17 protein-coding genes are annotated in these 18,977 nt (G+C 67.1%); 9 read left to right on the top strand and 8 right to left on the bottom strand.

Annotated features, from left to right (window positions below; translation table 11 throughout):
• The first annotated feature begins 322 nt into the window (after positions 1-322).
• Positions 323-2,332: a pentapeptide repeat-containing protein gene (locus ACWGIH_RS34020; protein ID WP_453450381.1), complete on the top strand. Its 2,010-nt coding sequence runs from the start codon at positions 323-325 to the stop codon at positions 2,330-2,332.
• Positions 2,333-2,420: 88 nt separating this feature from the next.
• Here the strand turns inward: ACWGIH_RS34020 and ACWGIH_RS34025 are convergent, their stop codons facing one another.
• The 3 genes from ACWGIH_RS34025 to ACWGIH_RS34035 form a co-directional block, all read right to left on the bottom strand.
• Positions 2,421-2,591, bottom strand: coding sequence for a hypothetical protein (locus ACWGIH_RS34025; RefSeq protein ID WP_453450380.1), 171 nt, complete (start codon positions 2,589-2,591; stop codon positions 2,421-2,423).
• A gap of 505 nt (positions 2,592-3,096) precedes the next feature.
• Positions 3,097-3,249, bottom strand: a complete 153-nt coding sequence (locus ACWGIH_RS34030; protein ID WP_453450379.1) for a hypothetical protein — start codon at positions 3,247-3,249, stop codon at positions 3,097-3,099.
• 586 nt (positions 3,250-3,835) lie between these two features.
• A complete protein-coding gene (locus tag ACWGIH_RS34035) occupies positions 3,836-4,519 on the bottom strand; it encodes an HNH endonuclease family protein (RefSeq protein WP_453450439.1) in 684 nt (227 codons plus the stop codon).
• 184 nt (positions 4,520-4,703) lie between these two features.
• Here ACWGIH_RS34035 and ACWGIH_RS34040 point away from each other — a divergent pair, with 184 nt between their 5' ends.
• Positions 4,704-5,363 carry a hypothetical protein gene (locus tag ACWGIH_RS34040; protein ID WP_453510527.1) on the top strand — a complete coding sequence of 220 codons (660 nt, stop codon included), beginning with the start codon at positions 4,704-4,706 and terminating at the stop codon, positions 5,361-5,363.
• A 138-nt stretch (positions 5,364-5,501) separates the two neighbouring features.
• Positions 5,502-6,839, top strand: a complete 1,338-nt coding sequence (locus ACWGIH_RS34045) for a hypothetical protein (RefSeq protein WP_453452321.1) — start codon at positions 5,502-5,504, stop codon at positions 6,837-6,839.
• Between the two features lie 159 nt (positions 6,840-6,998).
• Here the strand turns inward: ACWGIH_RS34045 and ACWGIH_RS34050 are convergent, their stop codons facing one another.
• Positions 6,999-7,553 carry a hypothetical protein gene (locus tag ACWGIH_RS34050; protein WP_453452320.1) on the bottom strand — a complete coding sequence of 185 codons (555 nt, stop codon included), beginning with the start codon at positions 7,551-7,553 and terminating at the stop codon, positions 6,999-7,001.
• A gap of 323 nt (positions 7,554-7,876) precedes the next feature.
• On the opposite strand from ACWGIH_RS34050, the gene ACWGIH_RS34055 reads away from it, so the two are divergent.
• From ACWGIH_RS34055 to ACWGIH_RS34075, 5 genes are all read left to right on the top strand, one after another.
• Positions 7,877-8,596 carry a 3'-5' exonuclease gene (locus tag ACWGIH_RS34055; RefSeq protein WP_453452319.1) on the top strand — a complete coding sequence of 240 codons (720 nt, stop codon included), beginning with the start codon at positions 7,877-7,879 and terminating at the stop codon, positions 8,594-8,596.
• Positions 8,597-10,180: 1,584 nt separating this feature from the next.
• Positions 10,181-11,200, top strand: a complete 1,020-nt coding sequence (locus ACWGIH_RS34060) for a bifunctional DNA primase/polymerase (protein ID WP_453452322.1) — start codon at positions 10,181-10,183, stop codon at positions 11,198-11,200.
• Positions 11,197-12,762: a DNA primase family protein gene (locus tag ACWGIH_RS34065; RefSeq protein ID WP_453452318.1), complete on the top strand. Its 1,566-nt coding sequence runs from the start codon at positions 11,197-11,199 to the stop codon at positions 12,760-12,762. Before ACWGIH_RS34060 ends, ACWGIH_RS34065 begins: the two co-directional genes overlap by 4 nt.
• A gap of 151 nt (positions 12,763-12,913) precedes the next feature.
• Positions 12,914-13,303 carry a DUF6009 family protein gene (locus ACWGIH_RS34070; RefSeq protein ID WP_453452317.1) on the top strand — a complete coding sequence of 130 codons (390 nt, stop codon included), beginning with the start codon at positions 12,914-12,916 and terminating at the stop codon, positions 13,301-13,303.
• An 81-nt stretch (positions 13,304-13,384) separates the two neighbouring features.
• The gene (locus ACWGIH_RS34075; protein WP_453452316.1) at positions 13,385-14,176 is read left to right on the top strand and encodes a DUF4145 domain-containing protein; all 792 of its coding nucleotides are present in this window, start codon (positions 13,385-13,387) and stop codon (positions 14,174-14,176) included.
• A 275-nt stretch (positions 14,177-14,451) separates the two neighbouring features.
• Here the strand turns inward: ACWGIH_RS34075 and ACWGIH_RS34080 are convergent, their stop codons facing one another.
• From ACWGIH_RS34080 to ACWGIH_RS34095, 4 genes are all read right to left on the bottom strand, one after another.
• The gene (locus tag ACWGIH_RS34080) at positions 14,452-14,601 is read right to left on the bottom strand and encodes a hypothetical protein (RefSeq protein ID WP_453452315.1); all 150 of its coding nucleotides are present in this window, start codon (positions 14,599-14,601) and stop codon (positions 14,452-14,454) included.
• A gap of 506 nt (positions 14,602-15,107) precedes the next feature.
• Positions 15,108-15,266: a hypothetical protein gene (locus tag ACWGIH_RS34085; RefSeq protein WP_453452314.1), complete on the bottom strand. Its 159-nt coding sequence runs from the start codon at positions 15,264-15,266 to the stop codon at positions 15,108-15,110.
• 125 nt (positions 15,267-15,391) lie between these two features.
• Positions 15,392-16,540: a hypothetical protein gene (locus ACWGIH_RS34090; RefSeq protein WP_453452313.1), complete on the bottom strand. Its 1,149-nt coding sequence runs from the start codon at positions 16,538-16,540 to the stop codon at positions 15,392-15,394.
• Entirely contained in the window at positions 16,537-17,115 is a 579-nt protein-coding gene (locus ACWGIH_RS34095) for an RNA polymerase sigma factor (protein ID WP_453452312.1), read from the bottom strand. The genes ACWGIH_RS34090 and ACWGIH_RS34095 overlap by 4 nt, the downstream gene beginning before the upstream one ends.
• Positions 17,116-17,704: 589 nt before the next feature.
• On the opposite strand from ACWGIH_RS34095, the gene ACWGIH_RS34100 reads away from it, so the two are divergent.
• Positions 17,705-18,628, top strand: a complete 924-nt coding sequence (locus tag ACWGIH_RS34100) for a hypothetical protein (protein ID WP_453452311.1) — start codon at positions 17,705-17,707, stop codon at positions 18,626-18,628.
• Positions 18,629-18,977: the final 349 nt, after the last annotated feature.

Raw genomic sequence — 18,977 nt, forward strand, 5'->3', positions numbered from 1 at the left:
CCCGGCTCCAGGAGCAGGCGGGGCGTGTCCGGATCACCGGGGGCCTCAGTTCGGGTGCAGCGTCTGATCGCGGCGGTTGGGCGGTGGGTCGGTCGGTGCTCATCGAGCGGTGTAGAAGCGGTAGGCCGGCCTGTGACCGCCCGGCGTCTTCGGCTCGCTGACATCCAGGCAGTGCGCAGCGATGGCCGCCTCCATGATGTCCTCGTCCAGACCCGGTTCGCGGCAGTGGCCGCAGGGCCACGTCAATAGATCGTCTACGACCGAGCAGGGAGGATCAGACCTGTCTGGCAACCGTCCGGCGGGGCCGGTACGTCCTCAAGGCATGACTGCTGCTGCGCCTGAGCCACCGTCCATTACGCCCCCCGACTGGCACCACTGCGGGCACGGCGCAAATACGACCGATCCCATCGGCTGCCGCGGCATCCGCGTGTTTGGCCAAGCTGTATGCCTCGCCCACCTGGCCGACGCGGCCCGCGCCGCTCATCTCCGTGGCTTAGCCGCCGGCTTCGACATCGACTATCGCGGCACAATTTTCACCGAGTCGCTGCTCGATGCCGTCCTTGACGCCCTCCGCGATCCGGTCACTCGGCGTCCCCGCTTTGGTACCGCTCGGTTCGAGGAAGCGACCTTTCGAGCAGACGCGAAGTTTGCACAGGCGCTCTTCCAGGGCATCGCTCGGTTCGAGGCAGCCACCTTCCAGGGTTTCGCCTGGTTCGACGAAGCGTGCTTTCAGGGCAAAGCCCGGTTTGGGGCGGTGGTTTTCCAGGGAGCTGCACGGTTCACTGACGCGACATTCCAACGCTATGCCTGGTTTCAAGGAGCGACCTTCCAGCAAGACGTATGGTTCGACGCCATGTTCCAAGACGACGCCTGGTTCGAGGCATCCACCTTCTACGGCGCTGCTCGCTTCTGGGCCCGCTTCCAAGGTCAGGCCAGGTTCAGGTCGGCAACCTTCCAAGCCATCGCCGTGTTTGCAGGAACGGCCTTCCATGGCGACACAGACTTCGAATCAGCTGCCTTCCATGGGCCTGCAGGCTTCCATGGGGCGACATTCAAACGCGCCGCACGGTTCTCTTCGGCAAACTTCCAGGACTCCGTAGACTTTAGGACGGCGGCATTTCACAAGAGTGCTGGGTTCGACTCGGCGATCTTCCAAGCCTTCGCCGACTTCGAATCGGTCAACTTCCAGGGTGATGCCGGATTTGAGCAGTCAATTTTCGAGGGCGCTGCCAGACTTGGCCCGCTGGTGTGCGCCGGGCGAGTCACGTTGTCCGGAGCAGTCTTCAACGGCCCAGCGGACCTCTGGCTCGCCACGCGCCGCCTGGAATGCCGACGGACCCGGTGGTCGTCTACGGCTGAACTGCGTCTTCGTCATGCCACGGTGGATTTCGCCCACGCCGTCTTTGAATACCCTCTCACGATCGCGGCGGAGGCAGAGTCCTTCATGTGCGCCGACGGACAACCGTTGAGAGAACAGGCACTTGACTGCGTACCCCAGAGCACGGTGCGGATGGCCTCGCTACGGGGTGTGGACGCAGCGCACCTGGTTCTCTTCGACGTTGACCTGTCCCGGTGCGTGTTCACCGGAACCGTACACCTGGATCAACTTCGGCTGGAGGGCAGCTGCACCTTCGCCGGCGCCCCAAAACGCGCCCACGGGCAGTGGCGGTGGCTGCCCCGGGGTTTCACTGCCCGTCGCACCCTCGCCGAAGAGCACCACTGGCGTGCCAGCCAGCCGAAGGCATCCCGGGGCTGGAACGTGGCTGTGCTCGGCAGCGGCCAAGTGGGGCCTGCGCAGCTGGCACCGGTGTACCGAGCGCTACGTAAGGCGTTCGAGGACACCAAGAACGAGCCGGGAGCCGCAGACTTCTACTTCGGCGAGATGGAGATGCGCCGCCACGATCGCGTCGGCACCACTCGCGCCGAACGCGGACTGCTGCACGGATACTGGCTGTTGTCCGGCTACGGCCTGCGTGCCTCCCGGGCGCTGGGGTGGCTCGCTGCAGCCATGCTGGGCACTATCGTGCTGATGATGGGCTGCGGGCTGCCCACAGACTCCCCGAGACAGAAAGTGACCGGTACCGTGCCATCCGGTGGGGGAAGTTCGACCTTCGAGATCGACACGGCAGACCCCCAGAATCCGACCGGAGACAGGTTCACCGGCGAGCGGGCCGAGGAGGCCCTGAACGTCACGCTCAACTCAGCCGTGTTCCGGTCCTCCGGGCGGGAGCTCACTACCGCCGGGACGTACATCGAGATGGCATCGCGCGTGACAGAGCCCATTCTTCTGGGACTCGCGGTCCTGGCGGTCCGTGGTCGCGTCAAACGCTGATCCGTCTCCTCCTGCACAGTATCGCGGTTGACTTTCCACCGTCGCAGCCGACGGTGATAGTGGGTGTTCTGTGAGCTTTCGCTGGGTCTCAGTCCGGGGGCGGTGCTGGCTGCGGCAGCTGAAAGAGACCGGGTTCGGGTTCGGTGAGGATGCCGCGGTTGACCAGGCATTTCAGTTTGGCTCGAGTGCCTTCGACGTGCCGGGGCTCGGTGCCGATGTCCAGGGCGAGGCAGATGTCCTTGGGATGCAGCCCGTCCATGGCCTCCTCGAAGAGTGTGAGGGTCTGGCGGTAGAACCGAGGGCAGCGGAGCCAGGCCGCCGGGCAGGTCCGGGGCGATTTCCAGGATGGTCTCCCGAGTGATCCTCAGTCCCTCCAAAGCCACCGCGGCAGTAGCCAGTTGATCGGTGAGCTCCGCGATCTGGGTGCGGAGGCGGTCCGCGAGGGCACACGGTGGCCGCGACCACGTTGACGGCGATGAGCAGACCGAGCGATACCCCGCTTGCGGGCCCGGCTCCTCTTGCCCGGATCCAGTCCGGTCGTCGTCTTCGGGGGCGTTGAGCGAGGCGTGCACGGTCTGGGAGTCCATCACCACCGCGGACGGGTCCTCGCCCCGGCCCTTCGACTCGCGGACCTGCCGCCGCGGCAGGTCATGAATGGTCTGGTCGGCGCCGTGGTCGCGCCCCAGCCCGAAGTAGTAGTACACGGCGGTGTACGGCGGGAAGTCGTGCGGCAGATAGCGCCACTGGCAGCCGACCCGGGCCTGTTACAGGATCGCGTTGACGATCTCCCGCATCTCGTATCGACCCTCATGGCCGCTGACCGAGCGGTGCTGTCCCTTCCAGGCCGTCATGACCGGCCGGGTCAGCTCCCATGCCTCATCCGACAGATCACTGGGGTATGGCTGCCGCTCGGTCACGGCTCCAGCACACCGCAGAAACGGTCAACCGCAACCCCTCAAACCGGATAACTAGATACGACGACTCGCAGAACACCCACTCAACCGTCACGTTCGCCGGCAGCGCTCAACATCGCCGCGTGACCGTCGGGATTGCCTCAGCTCAAACCAGTGGAACCGACTTGTGGACTATTCACTTCCGCTTAGCGAGCTCATTGAGCCTCGCTTTATGGAGCGCGTGCAAGAGCGGGACCTCGTACGCACGCGCAGATGGATCGAGGACGGTGCCCTGCACAGGGCGTCGATGCATGCCCGTACTACCGGCCGGACACCGAGCTCGGCGTGCTGGAGTGAGCGACTCGGCGCACGCTGAAGTTATGGCCGCCGCCGCGATAGTCGTCCATCTGCCGTCTCGCACGAGCGGCCCGCGGCTAGTCCGCCTCCCGGGGCGATCACCCCGCCCTGACCGCCCGGCGCGCCCTGGTCGATGAATACGCGAGTGCGGAACCAACTCTTCAGGAGCCGCGACGTCGTGAGCATGTTCCGGGTCGCAGCCCATCATCAGAACCTGGCCTTCCACCCCGGCAGCACACCTGCCCCCGGCCGGTTACCGCGCGAGCTGCACTGTGATCGGGGAGTTGGGGCAGCGGGTGGCGTTTTCGGCGAGGGCGGATTCTTCGCTGGGGTCGATGGTGAGCTTCCAGCGGGTCTTGATAGCCACCCACTGGTTCACGTAGGCGCAGCGGTTGTCTTCGGATGGCGGCATCCAGGTGGCGGGGTCCTGGTCGGCCTTGCTGCGGTTGGACTTTGCCGTGACGGCGATCAGCGCCCGCTCGTCGCCGAGGTCGTTGGCATAAGCCTGGCGCTCGGCCGCGCTCCAGTGTTTGGCCCCGGAGTCCCAGGATTCCGCGAGTGGAACCCGGTGGTCGATGTCGAGCCCGGAGGGGCCTTCGACGTACCGGTCGTCATACTCCGAGAACCAGCGGCCTCCGCTCAGCTTGCACTTGGCGCCCTGCTTTGGGGCGGTGAGCGCCTCGGCCTTGAGGACCTCGGCACGCGTGGCGCAGCCGTCCTTGTCGGCATCCACCCAGTGCTTGAACGAGGTCCGCTGGTAGCCGGTACGGTCCTCCGCCCTCACGGGCAGTGCTTTGAGCGCGGCCATGAGTGGCTTCGTGACGGTTTCACCGGCCCGTGGTGCCGCACCGGGGCTGCCAGCGGGTGAGGCGTGCGCGGTGCCAGCCGGGATGGCCAGGGCGACGGCGGCAGTGAGCAGGACGGCGGTGCGGGTGATGGCGGGCACGGGTCTCCTCGAAGAACACGAACTGGTCGTGATCTTCGTAGCGAGTCGGCGCTTGTCGCCGGGCCGTAGAAGGTGTTCGTGTCACCCGCACGAGCGGTAAGTCTGATCGTTATGGGGTTTCTCCGGCAAAGACCCCGCCGTGGGCGGGCCGTTACTGGCGGCTACTGTGCTGGTCATGCACAATTCACGGGGATCACTGATAGCTGCCGCCGTTTCCTGCCTCATGCTCACGAGTTGCAGCAGCGCCGACGACGAGAAGAACGGCGGTGCGGCTGAGCCTTCGGTCATCGGCTCTCCGGTGGGCAAGCCCATCGAGTCGCCGAAGGCGATGCCGCAGAGGCTGAGCGACACCGTTCCGGAGCCGGATCCGGATGCCCCGTTCATCGAGCACGTCAAGCACGAACTGGCCACGCGCACGGTGACGATGGCCGGGGCTCCGGGCAAGACCAGCGCCCGCTGCAACAAAGATTCCGTCCGGCCGGTGACAGGCGCCCGCGTCACCTGCACCGTCACATACGAGGGCATCGAGGTGACCTGGCCGGTGAAGTTCACGGGCAAGCCGGGGTTCGGCGGCATGGGCGATGGATACGAAGCCCAGCCCAGCACCGGTCTGCTCACCAGGGAGGGCGCGCTCACATACTTCTGGGGCAACAACAGCGACACTGGGACGGACCTGCGTTGCGACGCGCTGCCCCGGGTCACGAAGGTCCCACTCGGCCGGAAGTCCAAGTTCCAGTGCTCCTATTTCGCCGCCAAAGCGTCCACGGACGGCAGTGACATGTGGATCACTCAGAGCTTCTACAGCACCACAGCCGGCGTCCGCGCCCGGGTATGACGATCACAGACGTCGTCTTCTGAGGGCCTGCAGCCACGCCCGGGGGCAAAGCGACGGAGGCGTACCGGGCGTCGAAGGGAGGGCCGGGGCCTGCATCGCACAGGCATGAGTGGAAGGCCATGACGCTGATGATTGTCAGTGGCGCAGGAGACCCTTGCCGATATGGCAGACGAACCAGAGCCGGCAGAGCCCAAGGATCCTGAGCAAGCCGAGCGCTTCATGCCCCGGCCCCTTCCACCGGCGGTCCAGCGCATGCTGAGCGAGAGTGGCACAGCGGCGATGCGAACCAACTACCCATCGCTCCTCGCGTCCTTCGCACCGCCAGACTTCCGCCGCCCCTGGGCCGTTGACATCGAAAAGATACTGGTCCGTGTTAAGGCTCAAGCGGTCATCTCCACCACCGTGCAATCCAAGATTGACGCGCTGCGATGCCCTCCGGCCAGCCCTGCCATCGACCAGCTGACTGCGGCCCTCGCGCAGATCCAGAACCCGCCGGCCTCCAGCCGACTCTCTTTGCTGATGAACGGAAACCCGGCTGGCACGAACGCGGACACACTGCTGGGGCGCAAAGCCCTCAACGCGCTGACCGTGTCACCCGCCGTTGTCGCAGCCAAACGGTGGGCGGCCCTGCAGAGTCACTCGCGTAGGCCGCAGATCGATGCGGCGACTACGCGAGCTCTGGATGCATTCCGCGCCTCACTCGTCCCCCCGTCCTGGAGTTCCGCGCTCCAGCAGGCTGCCGAGCGCGCTCAGGCCCTCTACCCTCCGAACCTCCTGGGCCGCCTGACGTCGGTCGAGCGGCATGTGCGCGACCTGCTGCTGCCGGAGAACCTGCACAAAACCGAGGTCACGTCCTGGCTGTGGCTGCTGCGCATCAGCGTGAAGGACGGGGTCTGCCTCGCATGGGCGCCCCGCGCGGAGCTCATCGAGGACCTCATGGTGCTGAAGACGACCAGGCAGCGTCATCGCCTCCTGATCGACCGGCGCTCCGACGTCGTCGACGATGTCGAGGAGAGCCTGGCGCATGTTGATCACCCGGCGCTGTCCGACGACGTGCACTTCACTTTGGAGGCCGCAACCTGCGTGCGCTCCGGGCACGACGCAGCTGCGCAGGCCCTTCTGGGTAACCTCCTGGACACGCTCATGCGGCGCCACGGGCACGCCTGGCTGCAAGGTCACTTTCCCCAGGCCCAGTTCACCGGCACGGGGAGCCACAAAATGGTCGCCGGCGCACTCGGCACACGCTCCGGAGCAGGGGACTTCAAGGTGCTGATGCTCGCCCCGTACCTGGTGGTGAGCGCCATGAAGAACATGTTCCTGAACAGCGTGGGCCGGCAGGACACCTTCAATCGCCACCTGGGAGCGCACAACGCCTCGGTGAACTCCTACCGCAGCGAGTTCGCGATGGGCGCCCTGCTGACTGTTCAGGCTCTGCTACGGCAGCTCGACATGTACCTGTACGCCCAAGGGACGTAGCGGGTACGCGGTGCGCGGTCTTCGACCGTCGCCAACGGCCAAAGGGGGTCGGCGATCCCCGGGCGTGCGGAGTGAGGGAACCGGGTGCTTCCTTCAGGGCTGCACCTCTGGTTCATCCCCGGCCGTGCGGGAGGTGCTGACGCTAACGGGGTGCGGTTCTCATTTCCTGCGGGACAGTCCGATGTCGGGCTGATAGATCAGGTGTTCGCGCAGGGAGGGGTTGAGGGGGCGGCCGCCGGGGTCCAGGAGCAGGACGGGCTTGCCGCGCAGAGTGCCGGGGGCAAGCATGGTCCACGTGTTCGAGTGTGGCAGGTGGGGAAGCCAGGCATGGGGGACACGCACGGTGTTGAGGAGAATCTGGCGCTGCTGGCTGCGCTGGGGTGCCGCCTGGGTTCGGGGGTGGTAGCGGGTGAGATCGGCGGGCAGCAGGCCGTCCGCATCCCAAGTGAGGCGGCTCTGGTCGGGGTGCTGGTAGAGGCCGACCACGTGGAGGCCCGGCGTTCCCAGCCGGGAGCGGGCCGCGAGGTATCCGCCCTGGCCGGGAGCTTCGTCCTCGTCGTGTGCGGAGCCCGATGCGAGCTCGTCTGCGGTGCAGGGGTGCCCGTCCTGGTCGTAGGGAGGCCCAGTCGACGACGACCAGCCCGCCGGGTCGGGTATGAACCGGCGACCCGAGGCATCCGGATGCGGCCCGCCTACTCTCTCGCCCGCGCGCACGGGTATGAGCCGGACGAGGCCACGTTTGCCCCTTCGTCGGCCTCTTCCGCCCGCACCCACAGGTATGTGCCGAGGTCCGCGGAGGGGTGCCACGAGGTGAGTCCCTCCAACCCTGCTGCCCTATCGCCCGCGCGCCCCGGGTATGAACCGCCCCGCGGTGCTCCTCCTAACGCACGCCCTCCAGGCGAGAGCCGTTGACATCGAGCGATGCCGATCTCCTCTCGCCCGTAAGTCCGGGCACATCCGAGGCCGCTACTGAAGGCCGCGTGACGTACCTACGGCAGACAGAAGGAAGGCGAATCGTGAACAAATCTCCTTGGGCAGTGAGCGAGGCCGTGCTTGGCCATTGGGACGACTTGTTCCAGCGTGCCGTCGACGGGAGGCGCGTCGAGTTCGTCCGTCCTGCAGATACCGAGCGTCCGGTCTGGGCGGTCTACGACCGCGGTGAGCGGTATCTCGGGACGCTCCGAATCCAATGTGCGGACAGCGGGCCTGCGTGGCATGTTCAATCCACGCAGGAGCGCTATCTGAACCTGGAGGACGCTGTACGGGCTCTGCGCCGGCCTCGCGCCTGGGGCGCCGAGCAGGAGGCCGTAACGCGGTGGGCCCGAGGAGTTCTCGCCGACCCCGAGCTGCTGGTCTTCGACGTGCAGACCACTGGACTCACCTCCCCATGGGCGGCACAGATCGCCGCCCTCGACCTCAAGGGCACAGTCCTCTTCAACGAGCTCGTGGACCCGCGGGCCGCTATGGAGCACCAAGCCGTGGCACTCCACGGCATCACCCCTGAACTTGCCACCGCAGCAGCGCCCTTCGCGGAACTCCTGGACCGACTCACGGCGATCTTCCACGCCCGTCGGTGCGTGGCCTATCCGCTCTCTTTTGACCGCGGTGTCCTCGAGCGCGGGGGAACTCCGGGGCCGCCAGGGGCTGTAGCAGCGTACGTGCACCGCCTTGTGGGCCAAAAAGGCCACGGCAATCCGCTCAGTCCCGTGATCCACAGTGTGAAAAGGAGCAGCTCAACGCTCTGCAGCATCGGCTGACGGGACTGACGGGACTGGCTCAGCAAGATAGGGGCTGTCGCATTACCGTGCAGGCAAGCACCACACGGGGCCGATCGGAGTGGGCACCAGGCTATCGGCGCCAAGGCGGCCTGGTGCCGCAGGGGTTTGTCTCCAGTACTCCCGGTGTGTGCCGCGGTGTTGCTACTCCAGCAACGACAAGAGTTCCTCGTCGAGGCTTAGGTAGTAACTATCGAGCGTGGAGCCTCCACTGCGACCGCGCCGCCGATCAGGCTGTGAGCCGATCCTGATGACCTCTCCGCGGGGGGATTCAGGGAATACCCGGTGGTGGACGTGAGCAGGTAGGCATTTGTACATCCCTGCTGCCCGGTCGGGGGTGTGGTCTTGAGCAGTCGACGGCGCAGCGTCATAGGGCAGTGTGCGGACAGCCTCTCGGCGTCCTGCGGCGAAGCTGAGTCCGGGGAAGTACTCTCCGTGCGGTGTCGAGGCAGGGGCAATCGTGTCTGCCTCGGTTCGGCGGTAGCCAGGGTGGGGTGGAGAGAACCAGGCCCGGGCCAGGGCGCAGCCGTGCCTGTTGGCCTCTCTCCCGAGGGCCTCCAGCCGCGACCGCGGGGCACGGGTGGGGCCCACCTTCACGTAAGCCGCTGGCCCGAGGCAGTCGATCACATACACGTAGCCCAGCCCCGGCGGGAGGGACGGTGGAATGTTGCTCTTCTCAACAAAGCGCCGGATGAAGAGGCCTTGGCCGGAAGCGCTGTAGGCGAGGTGCATGCGGGGCCCCTGCGGATCGATGGGAGAGCCCGATAAAGCGAACGGGTCGGGCATTGGCGCTGCTTCGCGACAGAGGTGGGTTCTTGCGCCAAGGACAGCGACTGAAGCGACTCTGGTCCGATCTCTGCCAGGCGGGCAGAGGTTTCCTGCGCTACCTCGACGCTCAGGAACCGGCCCGGGACTGGGGGCGCCGTTCGCGGGACTGACGGGACTGAACTGTGTACATGGCGGAGGCCCCCGCGCGGGGCGGGGGCTCTGAGTCCCGCACGCTTTGGGTCCCGTTCCCGGGCCCGTCTAAAAGGTGCAGGTCAGAGGCATCTGCCCTTTGGGGACGGGACTGACGGGACCCAGTCTGGCAGTTATCACCTGAACAAGACATCACCAACACGCGCGCGCCCACCATGCAGGCCTATCTCTCTCAGCAGCTTATAACTGCTTAAGTCGGTCCCGTCAGTCCCGCTGTCGGCGTCTACACTCCGCTGACCAGGCATTTCCTAGTGCGGGACTGAAGCGTGCCCCTGGGTGCGGGACTGAACTGCCCACGGGCAGGCGTCCTTGCTTCCCCCACTTGCGGGACTGACGGGACCAAGAGTTCCCGACACGCCGGGGTGTTCCTTCACAGCGATGCCTCGTGGGCTACGCTCGTGCCGCAAACCTGAATCCTCAGTCCCTTCAGACCCGTTGGTCCCGCTGGAGGCCAGCCCTGATCAGGGGAGCCCCCTGCAGGACGAGGGACCTTCAGAGACTGCCCCAAACTGTGACAAGGACGATCCGTTGACCCGCCAGCCCTCGACCGCGCCGTTGGTCCGGGACGAGGCCGTGCACGGAAACGCAATCGCCCGGTGGTGCGCCCAGGAAGGCTGGCCGGTGCATCCGCTGGCGCCCCTGGAGAAGGTCCCGGCTGCCAACTGCCAGGCTTGCAAGGAGGACCGGCACCCCCCTGCGGTGTGTCCATGCACAGTGGCCGGTCGGTGGTGCCACGGATTCCACGCCGCGACCACCGATCTCGACCGCATCGACACCTGGTGGCATGCCCAGTCCCGCTTCGGCGTTGGTGTCTCCTGCGGTCCCGCGGACCTGGTCGTGCTCGATGTGGACGCCCACGCGGTGCAGGTCCCTGACCGGTCCCGGCTCCTGCCGGGGATCCCGATCGCTCCGCAGGTCAACCTCGACGGGCTGGCCACGGGTTTCGACACCCTGGCGCTGCTGGCCGCGCTCCGAGGCCAGCCCAGCCCAGTGGAAGACACAGGAACGCTGCGGGTGCGCACCCCGTCCGGCGGGCTGCACATCTGGTACCGCAACCCGCGCCCCGCCACCCGCTACCGCTCCTCTACAGGATCGAGCCCGAAGACGGCGCTGGCCTGGCAGGTGGATGTGCGCTCCGACAACGGCTACATCGTGGCCCCCGCAACCCGGACCACGGCAGGCCGTTACCGCCCTGTGGGAGACGCCCGCTACCCGGCGCCGCTGCCGAAGTGGCTGGCCGACGAACTAGCCCGCACCCACCACGTCCCTGCGCCGATCCCGCAGCCCGCGGTACCCGATGCCTCGCGCCCGCGGCGTCGCCGTGCGGTGAAGGGAGCCGGGCGCCTCCTGGAGCCGCTGGTGGCCGAGGTCGCCGCCTGCGCGGCCGTGCCGGAAGGCGCGAGCTTCACGGAAAAACTCAACCGTGCCGCCTACACGGCCGGCGGCCTGGTCCAGGGCGGCCACCTCACCGAGGCGGAAGTACGCCAGTTGCTGCTGGAGGCGGCCCGCACCGCGCGCCCGGCCCAGGAGCACCGCAACCTGACGATCATCGAGTCCGCTCTGTCTGCGGGCGCCCAGCGCCCACTTCATCCCCGAGGACGTTCATGAGCGCCGAGCCCGCACGCTTCGACGCCGAAGCGGCCGCCGCCCAGATCCACCAGCAGAGCCTGGACTTCACACTGCCCGATTCCCACCCGGGTCTCCCGGCGCAGCAGACCGACGCCCGCTACCCGCCCGCGGCCCCAGCCGCATCGGACGGGCTGCTGCCCAGCTCCCTGACCGACCGCGGCAACGCCAAACTGTTCGCCCGCCTCTACCGCGACCAGTTCCGCTACGTGATCGGCATGGGCTGGCACTCCTGGGACGAGTACCGGTGGAAGCTGACCGGCGGCGACGAAGCAGCGGTCTGGGCGGCCGGCGAGATGGCCGAGCAGATCCCTGACCATGACCCGGCGGGCCGGTTTACCGCCCGCCAACTGGCCGCGCACCGACGCCACTCCGAATCCACCTCCGGCCTCAAGGCCCTGCTCTACCAGGCACAGGCCGCACCCGGGCTGCGCCTGGACCCGGAGATCCTGGACGGCGACATCTACGCCCTGTGCACCCCCGCCGGCGTCGTCGACCTGCGCACCGGGACGCTGCGCAAGCCCGATCCGCTGACCGACATGCACTCCCGCGCCACCCTCGTTGCCCCGCACGCGATGCCGATCCCGCGCTGGGAAAGCTTCCTGCGCGACACCTTCGGAGACGACGCGAAGGGCCTGGAAACCACCCGCTTCCTGCACCTGCTGCTCGGCTACTCCATCACTGGGGACGTCGGCGCACAGGTACTGCCGTTCCTCTACGGCTCCGGCGCCAACGGCAAGTCGGTGCTGCTGGAAGTGATGACACAGATCCTGGGCGACTACGCCAACGCCGCCCCGCCCGGCTTTCTGATGGAGAAGGGCAAGTTCACCGAGCACTCCACGGAGCTGACCGAACTGCACGGCCGGCGCATCGTCGTGTGCAGCGAGCTCAAACCCAACGACAAGTTCAACGAGGCCCGCGTCAAGCTCCTCACCGGCGGCGACACCATCACCGCCCGGCGGATGCGGCAGAACTTCTTCACCTTTACCCCCACCCACAAACTGTGGCTGCTGGGCAACCACCGCCCCGAAGTAGGCACCGGCGGCTACGCGTTCTGGCGCCGCATGCGGATCATCCCCTTCGAGCGGAGCGTCCCCGACGAGCGGAAAATCGACAACCTGGCCGCCGAACTCGTCCGCGACGAGGGCCCCGGCATCCTGCACTGGCTGATCCAGGGCGCCCAGCGCTACCTCGCTACCCGCGACCCGCTGACCGGCCCGGCCTCCGTCCGCGTGGCCACCGCCGCCTACGAGACCACCGAGGACCATGTAGGCCGCTTTCTCACCGAGTGCTGCACCAAGGGTTCGGACGGCGGCGGCTCGGACCTGCGGGTGGAGCAGAAGCTGCTGTACGAGACCTACGGGCGCTGGTGCTCCGAGGAGGGGATCCGCCCCTCCACGAGCCGCGCGTTCGCCAGCCGCATCCGGCAGGAACTGGGCCTGGCCTCACCCGCAGAAATGATCAAGAATAATACGAAGAAGCTCTACCCCGGCCTCGCCCTGCTTGCGGACGACAGCGCCGAAGACGCAAGCGGGACGCCGTGAAGAGCCACTACCAGCGCAACGAGTGCGCGGGCCGACCGTACGATGGACGATGCCTGCTTCTCCCGCCCACTCCTGACGGAGCGGGGAAGGCGGGCCGCGTGGATGCCACACCCGATGGCCGGTGCCCGGCCGCGAAGACCAAGGAGGCCTGATGAGCGCGATTCCGCAGGAAGGCGATCTCGTCCAGGAAGCCGAGGTCGTCTGGCTGGAGGACACCACGGACATGGACTACGTCCGCCAGGCCCTGGACAAGGTCGGCACCCGCAAGGGCAAGCCGCGCTACGAACGCGACGGCCGTCTGATTGGCTACTCGAACCTGACGCCGGACGCGCCGCGCAGCGCCGACAGCGGCCTCTTCGCCCGCCGCACGTTCTACTTGCTGCCGCACGACCGTCCCAACCGGCCTGATGACCCGGAGTGCCCCTACCGGGTGGGCTCACCACTGGAGGCCGTCGACCCGCGGACGATCGAAGCGGGCAAGGCCGGAGCCAAGACCCCCCGTTCCCAGGCGACCGGGGAGATAGTGCCCGCCCGCTCGTAGCCGAGTGAGCGTCGCCTTCGATCGACTCCCGCCGCACAAATCACAAGCGTGGTAGCTCAGTTAGATGAAACGCTTGCCCTTATGAGCGAGCGCAGCCGTGTCACGATCGAAGCCATTGATACCCGCAAGCCGACCGGCGAGTGTCCGAACTGCAAGCTGAACGTGGCGTTCGACCACGTCAGCCGACGCGATGTCTGGCCAGCCTTGAAAGAAAGGCCCTTCCACTCCCGCTCAGGCGGCGCAGATTTCAACGGCATCAGCCCCGGCGCGGAGCTTCGGCCCAAGGATGACGTCTTCCGCGTTGTCGAGCACATCCTGGCTTGCCAGAGCTGCAGGACGACCGCGGTAGTACTGCAGCACTGGGGGCCGGACCTCCCCACGGATGACGATCACGACGCCATCGCCATCGCTATTAAGGAGAAGGCATCCAAACCCCGGCTCCTGGTCCTGGTGCATCCTCGACGGTCGTCCCAGACTCTTGACCCCACCGCCCCGGAGGAAGTCCGCGGCCTCTTCAGTGAAGGCACCAAGTGCCAGGAAGCAGGCGCGCTGCGTGCAGCAGCAGCGATGTACCGAGCGGCCGTCGAAGAGATCTGCAGGGACCGCGAGGTCACCGGACGCAACCTTAAGGAAAAGATCGCTGACCTGACTAACAAGGGCGTCCCAGACGATGTCGTCCGCGACCTCGATGAGGCTCGGACACTGGGCAACTGGAGCCTTCACGACGGGCTGACGTTTTCCTACCAAGAAGTAGACGACGTAGCTGAACTGATCCAAGAAGCCGTCTTCATTGTCTACGTCCAGCCCGAGCAGCGTTCCGCACTTCGTGCGGCACGTCAGCAACGGCGCCGCGAGGCTCGCGCTGGTGCATGAAGCAGCGCAGGCATACCGGTAGAGCCGGAGCAGGGGAGCACTGCCCGGCTGCGGCACACCTGGTGGCGTGAAGCTAGGCGACCTCAGGCCAGTGATGGCCCGCCGCCGCGAAAGCGGCGGCTCCGACCCTGTACTGGCATCGCTGCGCTGGCCGGACGACGTCCTCCCTGGCTGCCACCCTGGCGTGGAACCGCACCATTGAGGCCGCGCTCGCGGTCGGCCTCCCTGCCGGGGGCCGCCAGGATGGCCTGTGGCGAGCACCGGCCCGGCTTTGGTCACAGCTTGAGGATCGTCGCGATGGCCAGGAGGCCGCCGAGGCCGAGCGTCAGCGGCGCGGTGAGCGAGGGGGCCTGTAGGGCGACCATGACGAGCATGGCGGCGCCGAGCGCGGCAAGAACGAGCTTCGAGCGGTCGTCGGTGTTCACGAAATCCTCCGTGGGCTGGTTGCGTTGATGAGCGGCATGCTGCGTTCTCACGGGGTTAGGAGCGCAAGGGCTTCCCGGCGGGCAGCGTGGCCGATCCGGGTCGTCTCAGAAGAAGGCGATCGGTCTGTTCACCGGTAACCGGCCTTCTCCGGACAGGCGAGGTCTTCTAACCGCGACTAGCGAGTCGATCGCCTGCGGGGCGACTGCGTGGAACGTCGCGTCGGGAGATCTGTTACAGCCGACCCCGTCCGGTGGTCGGTGGTTCGCTGACTCCCTCCCTGGCTAGGGCCGCGTGGCGCGAGTGGGGAAGGCCCAGAGCAGAGACCACCCTGCGGTTTGGTCGAGCGGGACCGGACAGGACCATCTGGGAGTGACCGGTGCGGGCCCTCGTAGAGGCGAGTGGGCGTTCCTGGCTCTACTAAAGAGACCGGTGAGGAGGACCCCACGGTGTCCTTGGGGAGTCGGTTGAGCAGTCAGGACGCCGGCGGGAACTCAGCGTGGTCACGCTAGGCCCCGCGCGGAACGCTGGGCCCGGCCCTGCTTCCCCGCCGCCTCGAACCAGCGGGGCTGCTCACCGACGTGTGCGCGTCGATCTGCGGCAGGCAGAGCGCCACCAGGTTGTCCACCGAGGTGCGGGCGTACCCGAGGCGGACGTGCGCGACCATGTCGGCTTCGGTGCTCGCCGGCCGGGGCAGTTCTATCCCCACCGACCCGGATTTGGGTACGGCTTGCTCCGCAAGACATCGCACACCAGCCCACGGGGTTTCCGGCGGCTGGGGACGCTGTGTGGTTAGGGGGCGTCTGTGAGGTTGAGGAGGGTGGTGATATCGCGAATGACGTAGATTCCGCTTCCTTGTGGTGTCTCTTCGGAAATGGATTTGAGGGTTTCGGTGGATACGGCGGCTGGCCAGCGGGTTCCTGTTTCTGTCCAGCGCACGCCGGTCAGGTCGACGTTCCGCAGGTCTGCTGTGGTGAGGTCTGCTGTGGTGAAGTCGTCGAGCAGGAACTGGTATGCATTCCAGGGAAGGGGAGGGAGGGGCTTTTCCAGGCGCATCTCGATTTCTCCCCTGACTGAAAGCACGCACTGCGTGCACAGTTCTCCTGCCTCAGTAGCGGCCTCGCGCAAAGGTGAGGAGCGGACGGTGGTGTCCTCTGCGGGCGGATTGTGCACAGCGTCTCGAACTCTTTGTGCGCTGCGGAGGAAGGACTTGGCTTGCATTTCGAGATACGACGGAGGGATGGCGCCGTGCAATCGGCCGTCTGTGGGGTGTGCGTATTGCACTGCGCGGTTGGCCAGATGGAGGGCGCTGCGCACGGTATCGATCATCGCCCGGTTGAAGGCCGGCACGGACAGTTTTCCAGCCCGTGCGGCTTCCCGGGAACGTACGAAGGCGGTGCCTAGAGTCTCTGCCGCCTGCTGCATGTGAATGAGCTGTGCTGCATCTGGGCCGAGCAGCCTGCGGGTGTGCTTTGTCAGAGTCTGTACCAGGCCGATGAGGGCCCCCCTGTCGGCGTGAAGGGTGCGATGGGGCGAGTCGAGTTGGACCAGCAGCTGGGACAGGCGGTGCTTGACCCCGAGGACCTCGTCGAGGAACTCGACCAGAGCTGTGATCGTGGGGGTGCGGAGCCGCAGCCGCTCCGATGCGCTGATGAAGTGTGGGAACTCGATGTTGTAGAACACGAGTGGGGCTGCGGGGTCGGTGTTTTGCTCCGGCCGGCTGGCGGGCGGGGCGGGGGACTGTTCGGCCTCTGGGTTCAGGATCTGGGTAAGGCCGGCTTCCTCGTCCAGGACAGAGTGCAGATCGGTGACGCGACTGTCGTGACCGGACTGCATCAGGATTTCCTGCAGGCCCGCTTCGACGTCCAGCAGTTCGCCGAGTTCCGCCAGTGCATCGAGGAACGGTCGGAAGGGGGCGGCGTCGTATGAGTGTGTTGTCATCGGTGCTCCCCGTGCTGCTCGATCTGCTGTAGGGCTGTCCTGCGGGCCTTCTTCAGATTGCTGCGGACGGCTGCCGGGGTCAGGTCGATCTCTGCGGCTATCTCGGTGGGGGTATAGCCGCTGAATGTCCAGGCCAGGACCTGGCGTTGGCGGGGCGGGAGGTTCTGCAGGATGCGCAGGATGCTGTGTTTGGATTCCCATTCGCTGAGTGCGTCGGGGTGGGGAACGAGCGGGCTGGCTTCGGGGACGTCGCCCGTGGGGTCTTCGACGGTTCGTGACATGTGACGGATGAGTGCTCGGGAGGCCACTTTGTGGACCCATCCGCGAGGGTGGTCGACCTCGGTCCATCTGCTGTAAGCCTTGCTCAGGGTTTCCTGTGCGATGTCTGCGGCCAGGTGAACGGGTGCGCCCTGGTTGATGAGGAACTGGACCAGGGGACGGAGTGTGGCGCGGTAGAACGTGGAGAACTCGTCGTTGACCCGCGTGCGGGTTGCTGGCGCGAGATCGTGGGATGGCGCCTGGGCGGCGGGTGCCCGGCCGGAAGGGCCGCTGTTGCCTTGACTGGGCTCGTTCACGGGGTGGTGTCCTCTCCCTGGGAGGCCAAGAGGACTCGTACCCGTCGCCCGTCGCCCTGGTCATCGTCGACCTCTAGGCGTGCTCCTGGTGAAGCAAGGGACAGATGGCCGATGCAGGTGTTCCTGGCTCGCTCTGTGCGGCTGCGCCAGCGCAGGCGCAACCAGAGCCCGAAGAGCGAGCTCACCTGGACGATCACGAGCGAAGTGATTGAGATGACGATGGCTGGATTCATCGGCCCTTCCCTGGAGGCTAGTTGAGCTTGTTGCAGGCTGTTGATAGGAAGAGCCAGCCGCATGCCGATTCGTGAACCCGGGTACCAAGATTCTTTGCGGCTCAGGAACCAGGAAGGGCAAACCCTGTCTGGAGTGCTAGGGCGGGTCGCCGTGCTTTCCGGTCTAGTGGGCGGGTGTCCTCGGGGTGATCCTGGCGCTGCCGGTGCCCGGCTGCCCGGCCCGGCTGCGTGCCGTGATGGGCCGTTGGTTGGCGCCCTGGGTCGCGTACGGCAGGGGCGGGGCCCGTCGTCTGGTGCCCGGGTGTCCTGTCCGGGTGAGAGTCTCAGTGTGGGCTCTGGTCTGGAAGGATCCGCGCATGCTCACCAACCAGACCCCGGCGGTCGCCTTCGACGATGGCACCCCCTTCAACACCCTGTACGAGCAGGCCGCCAACGAGCCCAGCGACCTCGCCGCGGAGGTGCGCACCGCCGTCGAGTACGGCATGCACGATCCCCGGGACTCGGTGGAGATGGCGTGTGCGGCCGCGGAGACCGCCGAGGCCGCGGTGACGGCCCTGTCGAGCCCGTGGGCCCTCTACACCCCGCAGGACGCCGCGACTGTCGCCTCCGCTCTCTTCGTCCAGCTCCAGCACACCGCCGACGCCCTCGGGGAGCTCGGGCACGCACTCGGGCGGATCGCCGAGCGCGGCGAGACGCAGGTGCCCGCCCCGGCCGGGCCCGGGCAGCCGGCGAACCTCGGCGACGCCTTGGCCACGCTGCAGTCGGTATCCGAGCAGATCCATGGCCTGGCCGCCCGGCACGCCTCCACTACCGTGCGCGCGCTCCACGCCGCACCAGCCTCGGCCCCGAGGCCGGGCGATGTCCACGAGACCGTTGTCGCCGTCGCGGCGCTCCTCGCCGAGCAGCATGGCCAGGCGGTGACGCTGAACCGGCGCCACGAGGACGCCGAGTTCGAGGACCCCGACGACGGGTTCGGGTGCGGCTGCGACGTCACGATCCTGGCCGACGACGAGGAGTACAACTTCCACCGTGGTGACTCGGAGTGGTCGCTTACCCGGGAGTCGGACGGCCGGGGGCTGTCCGACGGCTCCGTTGTCTACGACGCCTACGAAACGCTGAGCACGACGTGGAAGACCGCCCATCCTCAGCAGCTCGTCAACGACATCCTGCGGATCATCGCGGATGATGTGGACGCCTCGCAGGAGCTTCCCGGCGGGCGTCTCCGATGGACAGCCCGATACGGCCGTCGGGCACTGCGGACCGCCCCGCCCATCGGTTAGCCGTACAGGACGCTCTCGTCGCTCTCGGCTTCCGTGGGGATCACGATGCGGTCGCCGTGGCCGTCGGGCCGTTCTCCACCTGGCGGCGGGCCATATCGGCGGCCGCGTCGGCGCAGGGCGCAGTGAAGGTTGCCGCTTACCGGCCAAAGTGGTCCTCGCTGGTCGCCAGTTCGGACCCGGAATCGGCTCAGATATCCCGGCGGTCAGGATCTGCGTGATCCGGACCGCCTTTTGCGGGTGCGGTGTGAGGCGGAGACCGGCCGGGGGCAGGCCGGCGGGGCAACTGCTTCCCGCCCGGGCGGCGTTCCCAGCGGGCGCCTCGTACGGCGCGCGGCGGATGTACTGGGCC

It is taken from the genome of Streptomyces sp. NPDC054872, assembly GCF_053610705.1.